Here is a 14,369-nt window from a genome sequence, read left to right as displayed (position 1 = left end):
ATACATGTAGAAGCAATAGGGGTTTGGCAGGAATACGGATTGGCAATTTCCGTGATGATATTTTCTGCTGATTGTGAGTGTTAGGCTTCACAGAAATGCAGTTCACAGGCAGCTTGGTGGCTGATAAGCCGCCTGATTTAAGCCGATGAATGGCATGTGAACGTGGAGGAATGATTCTTGCGACGAATATCTATTTGTTTATGGGTTTGCGTATTAGCTTGGGCTGGTTCAGCCCAGGGTGCAACCGATGAGCAGATACAACAAGCAATCACGCGGATGCAGGATTATTTCTTCAGCATTCATGACGGGGTGGATCAGTGGGAAAATCAGTACAAAGGCAACAAGATTCATGGCGGGGGCGAGACTGCGTTGGTGACGTATGCGCTTTTGTCCAGCGGGATCAGTCCGCAGGATGCGCGGTTGTCACCAGCGATTCAATATCTGATGCGTAAAGAAATGAACGGCACATATGCGCGGTCGCTTCGTGCACATTGTTTTGCAGCAATGCCGAGTTCATATGCCTCAAGATTGCTTAGTGATGCTCGTTGGTTAAAGGGGGCGCAGAGCAAGGGGCGGTTTGATTATGGTGCCAAGTTTGTTAGCCGATTTGATCATTCGGTGACGCAGTATGGCGTGTTGGGGTTGTGGGAATATGCAAAGCGAGGCGGCGGTGCGGCACCACTGTTTTGGAAGTCAACACAAGATCATTTCATTAGTTGCCAAAATGAAGATGGGGGTTGGGGCTATACGCCGGGGCAAAAATCAACCGATGCGATGACAGCGGCGGGTGTGACAGCTTTGCTTGTGGCGCAGGAACAGATCCATCGCAATCGTTCGGAGCCATCGAAGCAGTTGCAGGAAGCGATCGAGCGTGGCTTGGTTTGGTTGGATTTGCGGGCGCATAGCAAAAAGGGGTTAGTTGGCGGCGGCGCGATGTATGATCTTTATAGTATCGAGCGCGTTGGGATGGCAAGTGGATTGAAAACTTTTGGTCGGCGAGATTGGTTTGATGCGGGTGCGGATCATATTTTAAAGCGTGAAAATGGCACGGGGAGTCTGGGGCAAAACCGTGTGGACACGGCGTTCGCGCTTTTGTTTTTAGCGCGTGGTCGGGTGGCGGTATGGATGAACAAACTGCGACTGTCGGGGCGGGAATGGAATAACCGTCCGAACGATTTACATATGCTGACTCGGCATATCAGCAAGGTGCGTGAGAAGGAACAGAACTGGCAGGTGGTGAATGCAGATTCACCAGCTCATGAATGGCTCAATGCGCCGGCTGCGTGGCTGTCCTCTAATCGTGAGATAGAGATGACACCACGAGAGAAGAAAAACTTAAAGCGATATATCAGTTTGGGCGGGTTACTAGTGGTGTGTCCTGAGAAGCGATCTAAGCGGTTTGAAGTGAGTATCACCGCGATGCTTAGTGAAATGTTTCCGCGGGCCAAGTGGCAGGAAATGAGTGATGATCATCCTGCACTCACGTTGTTGTATGAAATTGATTTGCCGGAATCTCGTAAGGGTAAAGTGCTGAGCAATGGTGTGCGGGATTTGGCGATTGTGTTGCCGGACGATTGGGGGATGGTGATGCAGCGTGACAAGCAGGCGACGAAGAAGTATGACGCGCGCGATGCGATGCTGAATTTGTATGCAAGCGTGACAGATCATGGACGTCAGATGAATCGAATGGCGACGCTTTTGGAGGGCAAAAAGGCGGGCGTGGCACGTGATGAGATGTTGATTGTCCGGGCGAGGTATGACGGGCAGTGGTGGCACGAGCCGAACAGTTTTCATGCGGTGGCCAATATGGTGTTTAACCGTGCGGAGGTGGAACTGCTCGGCGCGAATTTGTCTATTCGTGAGATAGACGTGAAGCGTGAACCGATGGTGCGGTTGACTGGTAAGGATGCAGCAACGCTGAAAGATGACGAGTTAGGTGCGATTGAAGATTATGTGTTGTCGGGTGGGACGGTTTTGGTGGAGACGATCGGTGGGCGCGGCCGGTTCTCGATCGAATTGATGAAACAACTGAGTTTGTATTTGGGCAGAGAGGTTCGGCCGGTAGATGATGATAGCCCATTGGTGAATGGCGCAGGTTTGGTAGGTGGGTTTGATCGTCGAAAGTGTGGGTATCGTCAGTTTACGATTTTGCAGGTTGGTCCGCAGCAGTCGGCGCGGTTGTCAGCGATCTACTTGGGGAATCGGCCAGCAATTATTTTCTCGCATGAAGATTTAACACTGGCGGAGATGGGCGTGCTGCACTGGGGGATCAGCGGGTACGACGTACAGACGTCGCGAGAGCTTTTGTATAACATCATCATGTATGTGCATCAGATGAAGCGTGAGGGCGAGCCACGCTTGGCGGGTGAGAAGCGGGTGTCGCCGATGATTCCTGCGGGGATCGCGGAAGTTTTGATTCATCCATAATTTTAGAAGCTTGTGTCCCAAACGGTGTGCATTGTTACTCCGAGGTGGTGCTGTGATGCACCGGATCGCAAAAAATACTTGGTGGCTTAAGAAATCGCAGTAAGATAAGCATGTGGAGAAAGGCCAAACACAGTCGCCGATGTTATTGCATGGGGATTGTGATGGTATGCGCAGAGCGAATGACTTTACTTCCGAGGGGTGGGGATGGATGTTTCGGTTGGCAGTGGGGTTTATGGTGGGGATTGTGATTGGGCGATGGGTCGGTGCGTGGACGGGTTGGGCATTTACGTTTTTTGTCGCAGGTTGTGCGGTGTGCGCGGTTGGATGGTGGGGAAGCTGGCGGTTGTGTGGTAACTGGCAGGAACGCATGACGGGGGTGATGCTTGTTTTGATGATGGTGATGTTGGGCGGTGGGTGGTATGTGGTGCGGCATGTCCAAATGCCAAGTGATGACGTTGGCATATATGTAGGCGGAGCGGATGATGGGGGGTGGCTGGTTAAAGTGCGCGGCAAAGTGGTGGGAGGTGTGCGAGAAACAAATCCAGCACGTGGCGCATTTGGGAAGTTTACGTATCGGCGCCCGGGTAGTGTGTTCTATCTTTCAGTTAGAGAGTTAAAGCGTGGGGATCGTTTTATAACGACGCGTGGGCGGCTACATTGTCGTGTGGGTGGTGTGATGGAAGGTTTGGCAGATGGTGATACCGTAGAGGTATTGGGTTGGCTTCGCGCGTTTCACGGTGCACGGAATCCAGGTGAGTTTGATTATGCCAAGTACATGACACGTAAGGAAGTCCGGGGACAGTTGGTGGTGAAGTCGATACTGCATGTCGAGGTGGCTGGGCAGGGCGGCGGTTTGTGGGAGAGATTGATGCAGATGCGGCGTGGCGCGATGGCAAGGGCGCAGGCCGCCTTGCTTGCGGGCTTTGATCAAGGGTGGGCGAAAGAGATAGGCTTGATCCAGCCTATAATATTAGGGGTTTGGGGTGATACAGATGAATTAATGTCTGATCGATTTCGGCGGGTGGGGATGTCGCATGTTCTTTCGATCAGTGGGGCGCATCTGGGGATCTTGCTGGGCGTGGTGTGGTTAGTAGGGCGATTGTTTTTAACGCGGCCGCGGTGGATCATCATGTTGGTGGTGATTGTGCTTGGGATGTATTTGTTGGTGTTGCCGATGCGCGTGCCGATTGTTCGCGCGGGGGTGATGACATTGTGTTTTTGTGTGGCAGGTTTTTGTGGTTGGCATGTGCGAGGGATTGCGGTCTTGAGTTTTGCGGCAGTGTTGGTACTGGTGGGACGGCCGATGGAATTGTTTGAGCCGGGGTTCCAGTTGTCGTTTGGGATTGTGGCCGCCTTGCTTTTGTATACAGGGGGTGTTTCCAAGCGATTGTTAGGTATGCGAGAGGATGGGCTGGATGTATGGCGGTTTCGTCGAGGGATGGGTTGGATGATGTGGCGGAGGGTTGTGGAATATGTTGCGGTGAGTGTGGTGTCGTTTGCGGTCGCATGGCCGATTGTTGCGTGGCATTTTGAAGTGGTGAGCCCAGTGGCGATATTGATGTCGGTGATGGCGATTCCTGTACTCGCCATGATGCTGGTATTGGGGTTTGTGAAGGTGGCGGTGGGGATGGTATGGGTTTGGGCAGGGAGTTGGATGGCATGGGGTTTGGCTTTATCGGCGGACTTGATGCTGTGGGTGGCGGCTGCGGGGGATATGGTTTGGGGTGGGAGTGTGGAATTATTGCAGAAACCAAGTATGGGTTGGGTGGTTACGGCACTCATCTGTACAGTGATGATGTTGGAATATGTGAGACGGATACGGTTGTGGCAGCTTGCAGTGATGATGATTCTTCTCGGGGGATGGCTTTGGATTGAGCAGGGGGGAGTGCCAAGTTTGCACAGTAAATCAAACACTGGAGGGCTATCGGTGCACATGATCTCGGTAGGTGAGGGTTCGTGTTATGTGCTGCAACATGGAGCGGAAACCATGATGTTTGATTGTGGGTCGCAGGGCTATTTGGACGTAGGTGAGAAGAGTATTCTTCCTGCAATTCAATCATTGGGTGTGACGAGGGTTGACCGTTTATTTTTGTCGCATGCGGACCTGGATCATTTTTCGGGGGTGCTTGATGTTATGGATGGCATAGCGGTGGGTACCGTTTATGTGACGGAAACGATGTTGGAGGAGGCAGAGGTTCAGCGAAGGGAAGGTCGTAATCAAGCGGTACGATTTTTAATGGATGAATTGAATCGGCGTGATGTTGTGGTGGAAGTGATTCGGCGTGGCGATGAGATATTGTTTGGTGAGGGAGGGAGGATTGAAGTGCTTTGGCCTGGGGAGCGGATCGTAGAGCGGAAAGCGCGGAATAATGGGTCGATGGTGCTTCGGGTACGGTATGCGAGGCGGACGGTTTTGCTGACGGGGGATTTGCAGGAGGATGGAGCTGAGGCAATGTTGGCGGAAGAAGAGATTGGCACGGTGGATGTAATGGAGTTGCCGCACCATGGCGGGTATGGCGAGGTTGTTGAGCGGTTCGTGCGGATGTCGCAGCCGAGGATTGTGCTGCAGTCATGCAGTGAAACGCGGTTAAGGCATGATCGTTGGGCAGAAGTGATTCATGAGATGGATGCAATACAACGTGGTGGTGGTGTTGTTAGATATGTGAGCGCGGTGGATGGGATGAGTTCGGTTGAAATTGATGCGAACGGTGGGATAACCAGTAGATGTTTTGTTGGGGGGCGTGTGATGGAGTAGCCGATAATGTGTGGAACATCTCACCACGATTTCGCATGTTGTTGCGAGGGGTCGGGGATGCGATGTGAAAACGGTTTGGCCGGGTCACGGTTTCCCGGTTGGTAATCGCTGAGGCAAGATCAGTCTATGCGATGGCCATGTTTATGTTGGTGATGTTTTAAGACAGGGGCGGTCCATGCCAAGAATATTGAAGATGTGCCGAATGGCCTGTTGGGTGACGGCGATGGCTGCTGCGGTAGGTTCTACGGCGCTCGTATTGCTCATGATGTTGCTTACGCGGGCTGAAGTTTGGGCGGGGTTGCGTGGCGGAGATGAGCCGATGGGGATGTTGGTGTTGGGCGTCTGCGTGATGGCTGCTTTACCAATGAGCGCGATCTTGGCGGCGCTTATACAGCGGCAATACCGTGGTCGGTGTTTGCCTGTTGAGAGCTAAGGCTTGATTGATTCGCTTGGAAGAACGTAGATTAGTTTTGAGATGAGCTTGATGTGTCCGGTTTTGTTTTGTCGGCGGTGGGCTTGTCTTGCGCAGAGGAGGGATCAGATACAGTCGTTTTTTCTGTAGTTGATGGGGTAGGGGTGAGGGTAGATTCAATGATCATGATGGGGAGGCGAATGGGCTTGTTTTGTTTGACGTGGATGACTGGACGGGTGGCGGTGAGGGGAAGTTGTTGATGTAGGACTGCTCCAAGGTTGACGTCGTAGCCAACAAGATTGGAAGCCCCAGCTTTGTCTTGATACCACCAGTACTGCGTTTGTTGGTGGGAGGTCGTATCCGTTTGAATGTTGACCTCTCCAGCGAAGTTTGAGGGGCTGGAGTCGGGTCGATTTTCTGAAAGTGATGTGTTTTCGGTTGTGAGGGGTTGTTGAATGATACGGACGGATTGACCTGAGCGTACTTTGAGTGCGCGGACAAGATATTTCACGTCATCGAGAGGGAGTTCAATAACAATGTTTTGGCTAACGGGTGTTTGTGTTTGGGCGGTAGCAACTTTACTTGTGGTTGCACCGATGGATTTAGGAGGTGTCGTGGATGCTTCTTCATGTATGAGTGGGGTTGTAAAACCAGTAGCATCGGCTGCGCGGCTGTTTGGATTGTAGGTGCTAGCTGCCTTGGGGGTTGTATTGACCGCTGCAGGAGCGATTGTGCTTGAGGAAGCGGTGTTGTTTTTGGGTGTGATATTGTTTTCTGTGGTGTAGCGGCGTAGACGCATAGCGAAGGAATTTTCCTGCGCGGTGTCTTTACTATTTGCCTTTTGTCCGGTTGATCGTGTGTTTATTGCATTGTCACGAGTCGGCACGGTGTGCTTCGCTTCGATGGCTGCGGTGCGGAAGAGGTTGGAGTTGTTAGTTGATGCCCATTTGATGAGCTGGTGTTCGGTGGCAAAAGCAGAGTCGGTATCGACAACCAACGCGATGGATTGCTGCTGAGGTAGGATCAAAATAGGGCTGTTTTTTAAGATGGCTGATGGGGCGGTTTGTTTCTTTATTGCAGATTGTTCAGGTTCAATTTGGAGAGAGCTCGCTGCAGCAATGCGGGTATCTGTTTTTTGTTCACCTTCTGCGAAGAGCGACTCATCACTATCAGCAAGCATCATGTTGCCCATTTGTGAGCGTTTGAAAGAATGTGATGGTTCGGCTGCACGATAGAAATCTTGGTTATTGCCCAAGTCCGCACGGGCAATGCGGCCAGCAAGATCTGTGGTTGATTTCGTTTTGGCTTGGGTTGATTGCCCTGTGGCAGGTTTTGCGTCGAGATTTATCCCGCTGGCATAACCTAATCTAATGACTTCCTTTTCCATACTATCATCGCGAGTGCTTGGCGCTTTGGCCTCAGCCAGTTTTTTCTGGAGCAGGCTTGAATCGGGCGCGTCTGCAAGTGCTCGTGTTTGTTTTGACGACGTGCCGGTGGCTGGAATCTCTTTGCTGAGTGCGGCGGATTCTTCTTTCAGAGCTAGGTCAAGCTCGGCGCTGAGCGTTGCGTCAGCTAATGCAAGTTCGGTATTGGATTCGGGTTCGTTGGTGTAACGACTGGCAAGTTCGATGAGGTCGGTGTCGACGAGGGTGAGGGTGATGAGTGAGGCGCAGATGGCGATGACGGCGGCCATGGAAGCATAAGCTAAAAACTTGCTGACATGAATGCGGCGTTTGATTTGTTCTTGTTGTGGTTGGATAGGTAGGGGCGCATCAGCTTGATCGCCAAGCAGCATGGAGCGTTCCTGTTGCTGCATGAGTTCGTCAATAAAATCATGATGTGGCGTGACGGCGGGTAGATCGGTGAGTTGTTTTTTATCTTCAATGAGTGCAGCCATGAGATGGCGCAACGCATCGTCCTCGGCGAGCTTCTGTTCAAAAGCGGCGCGGTCTTTATCGGATAACGTGCCTTCGACGTATCCAAGCAGCATGTCCTGATCAAACGGATCAGTCATGTTTCACCTCACTGGTTGATGCGGCGGGCGATGGGGTTTGCGGCCCATCGGGTAGTCGATCTTGCATAGCTTGACGAAGGGCGAGTCTGGCGCGGAAGAGCCGAGATTTCACGGTGCCAACGGGGGTGTCGAGGGTTTGAGATATTTGTTTGTAATCCATTTGTTCGATGTCACGCAGGATTAGGATCGCGCGGAAGTCGTCTTCCAGTTCATGTAAGGCGGCCTGCAGATGATTTAGGGCCTCTTGTTTTTCGACGCTTGCGTGAGGCGAAGGTTCCCGCGGGTCTGCGATTTGATTCCGCAGTGAGGCAGCTTGGTCATCTTGAGCGTTGTGATTGAAAGCAAAGTTCTGATCGAGTGAAAAGGCGCGACGATGGGTTTGTTTGCGGAGGAACGAGATCGATTGATTCATAGCGATGCGGGTCATCCATGTGGAAAGCTGTGCGTCGCCACGGAATTTGGTGATGTTTTGGATGATTTTGAGGAAGGTTTCCTGGGTGATTTCGGCGGCGTCGTCGCGGTTGCCGACCATGCGGAAGACGACATTGTACAGGCGGGCCTGTTGCGCTTTTAGAAGCGTGGCAAGCACGGCCTGGTTCCCCTTTTTGATTTGTGCGAGCAGTTCTTTCTCGCCTGTTTGTGCCATGATCAGCGTATTTATGTAGCCCGTGGGTTCGGTGTGTTTGTCTTATAATTTATTACGGCTTAATCGGGCGGTCAGTTCAATGTATGGCGTGATTGGGACCGCATTTATGCATGGAATGTTGATCCAGATTGCCCAGCTTTACGCTTGGTCGGATCGCACGAATTCCCTGCTCACGCTAATATGACGGTTTGTGCGGTCACGGTCAACAGAAGAGAGTAAACATGCAGACAGACACGACATATGTATCGCCCCTAGCATCCCGTAACGCGTCTCCGGAGATGCAGCTGATTTGGTCGCCGAGGATGAAATTCGGAACGTGGCGGAAATTGTGGTTAGCCTTGGCAGAGAGCGAAAAAGAGCTTGGGCTGGCGATCACCGATGAGCAGATTGCGGAATTGCGGGCCGCAGTTGATAAGCCGATTGACTATGAAGTTGCCGCAGGCTATGAAAAGAAGCTCCGTCACGATGTCATGGCCCACGTGCATACTCTTGGCGAGATCGCCCCAAAGGCGAAGGCCATTATCCACCTCGGTGCGACTTCGCAGTTTGTAGGATGTAACGCGGAGCTAATTCAACTTCGGGAGGCGCTGACGCTGATTGCGCGGAAGATTGCGATCGCCATCGACAAGCTCACCGCATTTGCAGCTAAGTACCGGGCACTACCGACGCTGGGCTTCACGCACTATCAGCCAGCCCAGCCTACCACCGTGGGCAAACGTGCTTCGCTTTGGATTCAGGAATTGGTCATCGCATTGGAAGAAGTCGAACACCGCTTGGACTCACTCAAATTCCGAGGCGTCAAAGGCACTACCGGCACGCAGGCCTCGTTCCTCGCACTCTTCGGTGGCGACGCACCAGACCAATCCGCTCACGAAAAAGTCGACCAGCTCGATCGCCTCGTCACCGAGAAAATGGGATGGGACCCCGACAAGCGTTTTGCAGTGACAGGCCAAACCTACCCACGCATCGTCGATGCGACCGTACTCGGTAGTCTTGCCACCGTTGCGGCGGCGTGTCAGAAATTTGCCACGGACATGCGGTTGCTCGCCAACCGCAAAGAACTTGAGGAGCCATTTGAGAAAAGCCAGATCGGTTCCAGTGCTATGGCCTACAAGCGCAATCCCATGCGATCCGAACGTATCTGCGGCCTCTCCCGTTTTGTCATCGGTATGACTCAAACCGCTTTCACCACCAGTGCCGAGCAATGGTTCGAACGTACGCTTGATGATTCATCATGTCGCCGTCTCACACTGCCTGAACCTTTCCTCGCACTGGATGGCACGCTCGATATCGTGATCAATGTCGCCAGCGGCATTGTGGTGTATAAAAAAACAGTTGAAGCAAATCTTGCGGCAGAGTTACCGTTTATGGCGTCGGAAAACATCATGATGGCTGCCGTACAAAAAGGCGCCGATCGACAAGACGTGCACGAAGTCATCCGCGAACATTCGCAGGCAGCTGCGCAAAAAGTTAAAGCTGAAGGCGCAACCAACGATCTACTCGAACGTCTGGAAAACGAAGACATGTTCAAAGGGATTGATCTGAATGCGGTGCTTGATCCTTCAAAGTTTGTTGGGCGTGCACCTGAGCAGGTGGATGCATTCATTAAGGACGTGATTGATCCGATTCGATCAAGGTATCAAGAGGCCCTTGCTTATGTACCTGAATTGAAGGTCTAGCACGGGCTTGTTCATTCTGTATAATCGAAAATTGTCAGTGCTCTTCTTATGTTTAAGCATGTGTGATGCAAAGACCTAAAGAGTGCTGCAGGGAACGCAAGGCCTTGGTTTAGACCAAGGTCTTGTTTTTTGCCTGTAAATATAGGGTCTAGTGTGTATTTAAGCGCAACGATCGTGCTATGTCATGATAGCGACTACGTCTAATGCATGATTAGAGGTGTTATTCGAGAACTTTACGAGAGGCAATCCTGTCGAGAGAACAGATGCCGCGTTTAGATGTTTCCACAAAGACGGCCATTTCTTCACACAGTTCATCGCCGGGCAAATCTTTGCGGATAAGAGCCGCAGCTTCCTGATTGGGGAGCGACATGCGGAGTATGATGTCAAAGGCGTGCTGAAGATTTTTAATGTGTTTGCGGTACCCATTACGACGAAGGCCGACGATGTTTAGCGAGCCAATACTTCGCATGTGGTAGCAAACGCAAAAAGGGAGCAGATCTTGAGTGATGCCTATCACACCAGAGATCATTGAGAGTCGGCCGAGGCGGATATGTTGGTGGGCAACCGCGTTACCGCCGGCGATAAAGCCGTCACCGATCTGGACGTGCCCGCCGATGAGTGAGCCGTTGACCATGACGCAGTTGTTGCCCATGACGACATCATGCCCGAGGTGTGAATTGACCATCATCATGTTGTGGTTGCCGATGGTGGTGGGGGTGTCGCCCGTGGCGCGGTGGACGCTGACGCCTTCTCGGAAGATATTCTCGTTGCCGATGATGGTGCCGGCTCCGGGTGTGTTGGGGTCGAATTTATAATCCTGCGGCTCGTATCCGATGTAGGTGTTGGGGTAGAACGTGTTTTGTTCGCCGATGGTTAGAGGCCCACGCATGAAGACGTTGGAGCGGAGCGTGCAGTTTGGGCCGATGTTCACATCCCCCTCGATGACACAGAACGGCCCAACCGTGGAGGTGGGGTGGATGACGGCTTTGGGATCAACGACGGCGGAGTGGTGGATGTTGGACAACGGTGTACCTCGCTCAAATGGTTTGTAGGTGTATGATATCAGACAGATGAACACGCAACCTGACTATGCTGAACGGCTGGATGTAGGAGGGGAAATCTTACGCGTCATGCAATACGACCGTCTCAGTTATGCTGACGGCCTGGCGAAGCAGCGAAAATTTCTCGAGCAAGTCATCGAGTATGAGGGAGCAGAGCATGTGCTGTTGTTCCTTGAGCACGATCCTGTGATCACCATTCCCCCCAAGGAAATCGCACAGCAGCATCTAGTGGCAAGCGTCGATCATTTGGCCAAGCTAGGAATTGAAGTCTGCGAGACCGATCGCGGCGGGGATATCACTTATCATGGACCTGGCCAGCTCGTCGCTTACCCGATCCTCAAGATGAGTAAATTTGGGTTGAATCTGTCGAAGTACATGCGCCTACTTGAACAAGTGGTCATTGGCACCTTGAAGGCTTATGGGATCAAGGCTCACCGCGAACCCGGTGCTACCGGTGTGTGGGTCAGGCCTTCGATGGAATCAAATGCGGTAGATGAAAGTTCACATGATGCGTATGCCGATCTGAAACATGAAGCAGGGAAGGGGATGTCGGGCGTGTCCGAGAAGATTTGTGCGATGGGTGTGCGGATCCGCAAGAACGTAACCATGCACGGGCTAGCATTGAATTTGAGTACGGACCTTACACACTTTCAGACCATTGTACCGTGCGGTTTGGCGGGGCGGCCTGTGACAAGCATGAACAAAATTTTGGGCGATGCTGCGCCAAGTATGCAGACGCTGATGAAGGAAATGACGGCTCACTTTGCCGTGAATCTGGAGAAAGCGATACAGTCCGACACCAAAGGGGTTTGATGTCCGAGTTTTCAAAGAACATTGCAGCCATTGAGCGGGCGCAGGTACCTAAGCGTGTGCAAAGGATCAGCACACTATTGCTTGTGCTAGCGGTTTTCGCATTGGTTTGGTTTTGCTGGGCATTGATTGAGATGTCGATTGCATGGCCGGAGCCTCGGAACCAAACGGTAGATGCGGGCTTGCTCTGGCCGTACTGGTTGAGTTATGCCGCGGTGTGGGTGCTTCTTTCATTGGGTGTTTGGTACTGGACCACACGGCACCATCATTTTATGCACCCGGTACGTGCGTTCTGGCTCATTTTTTTGATTGCATTAGTACCGCGGCTTTTGGTTGTTTTTGCAACGCAGCCGACACTTTCAGATGATATCTGGCGGTATATCTATGACGGTTCAGTCTTATCTTCCGGCGGCAATCCGTATCAAACGGCGCCAGCGGATGTACCCGCAACGCAAGTGGCTGAGCCGGAAGTGCACAAACGCATCAATCATCCGCAACTAGTAACGATCTATCAACCCATTAGTCAGTATGTGTTTGCAATTGTGTCTTTGTTTAAAGTGCAGACGTGGGATGCGTGGGGTGACAAGACATTCCGATTTGCATTCATTCTGTTTGATCTTGGAATTGTTTTATTGCTGCTCGGCTATTGCGCTAAAGCAGGCAAATCGCTTTGGTATGGCGTGCTGTATGCATGGCATCCTTTACCGATTGCGGAAGTCGCGGGGTCCGGACATCAGGATGTGCTGGGGATCTTACCGTTTCTCGGGGCACTGATCGTGTATGAATCACAGAAGAAGACACTCACGCGCGCGATCATCAGTGGCAAGCTATTTGCGATTTCACTTGCGGTGAAACCGATCATCTTGCCGGTGTTTTTTCCGATGGTATGGTGGCTGCGTAAAGATCGAAAACGTTTCATCGGGATTATCCTTGCGGCTATCAAAACAACGATCCTTGTGTTTATCCCGTTCTTGATTTTGCCCGGCGGGATTTATGGCATGGTTGAAACAGGTCGTACCTTCGTCGAAAAATGGTCAAACAACGGTTCGCTTTACCCAATTGTTTACCTTATGACCGGTGGAAGCAAAGACATCACCGACCTGATCATGGGGGTGGCCTTATTGGCGGTAGTGATCCTCGGCATGCGCTACCGTGTAGGTTTGTTTAATTTGGCCATTGTTTTTGTCCTTGTCACATTGCTTTTTTCGTCGACGGTGCATCCGTGGTATTTGTTGTGGATGTTGGCGCTCGTGCCGTTATCTTTCAACTGGGCCGCATGGGTTTTTTCGCTCACAATCTCGTGGTCTTACGTGGCGCATGTGAACACAGAGGGCTACTGGGTATTACCGGAAGTGGTCGGTGCAGAATACTTGCCGGTGTACGTACTGGCGTTATTGGGGGTATGGCAATGGTTCAAGCAGGTCCGTCAGTTGGGATTGCGCAGGCCTAAAGAAGATGATCTAACTTACGATTAGATATGATGCAATCATCCAGCTGTTCGGATGATGTTGACGACAAAACTTTCTTGATCGCCAATGTCTTTTCCGCCGACACTTTGCTTGACGGTGACACCATTGACAAGATTGTGAGGGAATTTTTTTTGTAGTTCCTTAATGCGTGGTCCATAGCCGCGTTCAGTGAAGCCATGTCCCGTGTCGGTTTCGATGAAATCTTCATCCGTAAACAGGCCCACACATACAAGCGATTTATATGGCCCGTGATAGAAGTAAGCTTCATCGCCATCTTTGCGGATTTGTTTTGCGGCTTTCTCCGCAGCATGACGAAACTCATCACCAAACTCACTGGTATAAGCCGCAACCTGCAAACTCATATATCCTTCATAGGATCTAAGGTCTAGCGGGTTGTGTTTGACTTTATTTTTCCCGCTGAGCGGTTGCATGGAAGCATATTTAAAAGGCTTACGCCCATCGACTTCAAGTGCGCGTACGTTGGCAAGTTTTTCTATAGCTTCTTCTGATGCTTGTGATTCGAAATTACCGTAGAACACTGTTGTTGTGCCGTTGATATCTTCGATCCAGAAGTCGGACATCTTTTGTTCTTCACGAAGCGATTGCATGAGTTGCTGTGCCTTGGAGACGCGGCCATGTCCAATGAACGTTTGCAAGTTGATGCCGTACTTCACAGGCCCATTCTGATTTCCGCCGCCTTGTGGGCCAAAGTAGCCCGCAGCGCCTTCTTCCCCGAACGGGCGCATACCGCCAACATCCGCGCCGGTTTTGGCCGCGAAATCAGCCCAACCGTCGCGCACCACGCGCTCATGCATACAGCCTGTAATAGCGAGACATGCTAGCATCAAGGTCAGTAGAGCAGTGGTTCTTAGCATAATGCGAGGTATGTTGTTCATCATAATGCCTGAATCTTTGGGGTATTAAGCCAATATACCGTATGGAAACTGGGGGCGGCTTTGTTTTGTGATTCGGTTCGATGGTGGCTAGGAGTTCAGCCGGGCGGGTCTTTATCAGCATGTTACCAATTCTTGCGGATTTCGGGAATACCCTGTCATGTGAATTATGTGATGAAGCCTTTCTAGTCGCTAGGTAGGCA

At 51.6% G+C, this 14,369-nt stretch carries 10 protein-coding genes; 6 read left to right on the top strand and 4 right to left on the bottom strand.

Annotated features, from left to right (window positions below):
• The first annotated feature begins 177 nt into the window (after nt 1–177).
• From ACQ6WK_RS11875 to ACQ6WK_RS11865, 3 genes are all read left to right on the top strand, one after another.
• The gene (locus tag ACQ6WK_RS11875; RefSeq protein WP_432797594.1) at nt 178–2,427 is read left to right on the top strand and encodes a DUF4159 domain-containing protein; all 2,250 of its coding nucleotides are present in this window, start codon (nt 178–180) and stop codon (nt 2,425–2,427) included.
• A gap of 166 nt (nt 2,428–2,593) precedes the next feature.
• Nucleotides 2,594–5,182, top strand: coding sequence for a ComEC/Rec2 family competence protein (locus ACQ6WK_RS11870; protein ID WP_432797593.1), 2,589 nt, complete (start codon nt 2,594–2,596; stop codon nt 5,180–5,182).
• A gap of 175 nt (nt 5,183–5,357) precedes the next feature.
• Entirely contained in the window at nt 5,358–5,615 is a 258-nt protein-coding gene (locus ACQ6WK_RS11865; protein ID WP_432797592.1) for a hypothetical protein, read from the top strand.
• Nucleotides 5,616–5,646: 31 nt separating this feature from the next.
• Here ACQ6WK_RS11865 and ACQ6WK_RS11860 read toward each other — a convergent pair whose 3' ends face one another.
• Together ACQ6WK_RS11860 and ACQ6WK_RS11855 are read right to left on the bottom strand one after the other, a co-directional pair.
• Nucleotides 5,647–7,608 (bottom strand): hypothetical protein, encoded by a 1,962-nt coding sequence (locus ACQ6WK_RS11860; RefSeq protein ID WP_432797591.1) that lies wholly within the window; start codon nt 7,606–7,608, stop codon nt 5,647–5,649.
• A complete protein-coding gene (locus ACQ6WK_RS11855) occupies nt 7,601–8,254 on the bottom strand; it encodes an RNA polymerase sigma factor (RefSeq protein ID WP_432797590.1) in 654 nt (217 codons plus the stop codon). Before ACQ6WK_RS11855 ends, ACQ6WK_RS11860 begins: the two co-directional genes overlap by 8 nt.
• A gap of 221 nt (nt 8,255–8,475) precedes the next feature.
• Here ACQ6WK_RS11855 and purB point away from each other — a divergent pair, with 221 nt between their 5' ends.
• Entirely contained in the window at nt 8,476–9,933 is a 1,458-nt protein-coding gene (gene purB, locus ACQ6WK_RS11850) for an adenylosuccinate lyase (protein WP_432797589.1), read from the top strand.
• A gap of 220 nt (nt 9,934–10,153) precedes the next feature.
• On the opposite strand, the gene lpxA is transcribed toward purB, so the two are convergent.
• On the bottom strand, nt 10,154–10,957 hold the full coding sequence (gene lpxA, locus ACQ6WK_RS11845; RefSeq protein WP_432797588.1) for an acyl-ACP--UDP-N-acetylglucosamine O-acyltransferase: 804 nt from the start codon (nt 10,955–10,957) through the stop codon (nt 10,154–10,156).
• A 46-nt stretch (nt 10,958–11,003) separates the two neighbouring features.
• Between lpxA and lipB the strand changes: the two genes are divergently transcribed.
• The gene (gene lipB / locus ACQ6WK_RS11840) at nt 11,004–11,807 is read left to right on the top strand and encodes a lipoyl(octanoyl) transferase LipB (protein ID WP_432797587.1); all 804 of its coding nucleotides are present in this window, start codon (nt 11,004–11,006) and stop codon (nt 11,805–11,807) included.
• Complete coding sequence (locus ACQ6WK_RS11835) at nt 11,807–13,279, top strand: hypothetical protein (protein ID WP_432797586.1); 1,473 nt, start codon at nt 11,807–11,809, stop codon at nt 13,277–13,279. The genes lipB and ACQ6WK_RS11835 overlap by 1 nt, the downstream gene beginning before the upstream one ends.
• 11 nt (nt 13,280–13,290) lie before the next feature.
• On the opposite strand, the gene ACQ6WK_RS11830 is transcribed toward ACQ6WK_RS11835, so the two are convergent.
• Nucleotides 13,291–14,172, bottom strand: a complete 882-nt coding sequence (locus ACQ6WK_RS11830) for a hypothetical protein (RefSeq protein WP_432797585.1) — start codon at nt 14,170–14,172, stop codon at nt 13,291–13,293.
• Nucleotides 14,173–14,369: the final 197 nt, after the last annotated feature.

Origin of the sequence: Poriferisphaera sp. WC338 (genome assembly GCF_050931845.1) — a bacterium.
In the GTDB taxonomy this organism is placed as follows: Bacteria; Planctomycetota; Phycisphaerae; order Phycisphaerales; family Phycisphaeraceae; genus Poriferisphaera.
The sequence above is the reverse complement of the archived record's forward strand: the minus strand, read 5'-3'. Positions and strand labels throughout refer to the sequence as shown.

Bases quoted from the DNA above. Each gene is read 5' to 3' on its own strand.
- ACQ6WK_RS11870 (WP_432797593.1), top strand. From the start codon at position 2,594: ATGCGCAGAGCGAATGACTTTACTTCCGAGGGGTGGGGATGGATGTTT.
- lipB (WP_432797587.1), top strand. From the start codon at position 11,004: ATGAACACGCAACCTGACTATGCTGAACGGCTGGATGTAGGAGGGGAA.
- purB (WP_432797589.1), top strand. From the start codon at position 8,476: ATGCAGACAGACACGACATATGTATCGCCCCTAGCATCCCGTAACGCG.
- ACQ6WK_RS11830 (WP_432797585.1), bottom strand. From the start codon at position 14,172: ATGATGAACAACATACCTCGCATTATGCTAAGAACCACTGCTCTACTG.
- ACQ6WK_RS11835 (WP_432797586.1), top strand. From the start codon at position 11,807: ATGTCCGAGTTTTCAAAGAACATTGCAGCCATTGAGCGGGCGCAGGTA.
- ACQ6WK_RS11860 (WP_432797591.1), bottom strand. From the start codon at position 7,608: ATGACTGATCCGTTTGATCAGGACATGCTGCTTGGATACGTCGAAGGC.
- ACQ6WK_RS11855 (WP_432797590.1), bottom strand. From the start codon at position 8,254: ATGGCACAAACAGGCGAGAAAGAACTGCTCGCACAAATCAAAAAGGGG.
- ACQ6WK_RS11865 (WP_432797592.1), top strand. From the start codon at position 5,358: ATGCCAAGAATATTGAAGATGTGCCGAATGGCCTGTTGGGTGACGGCG.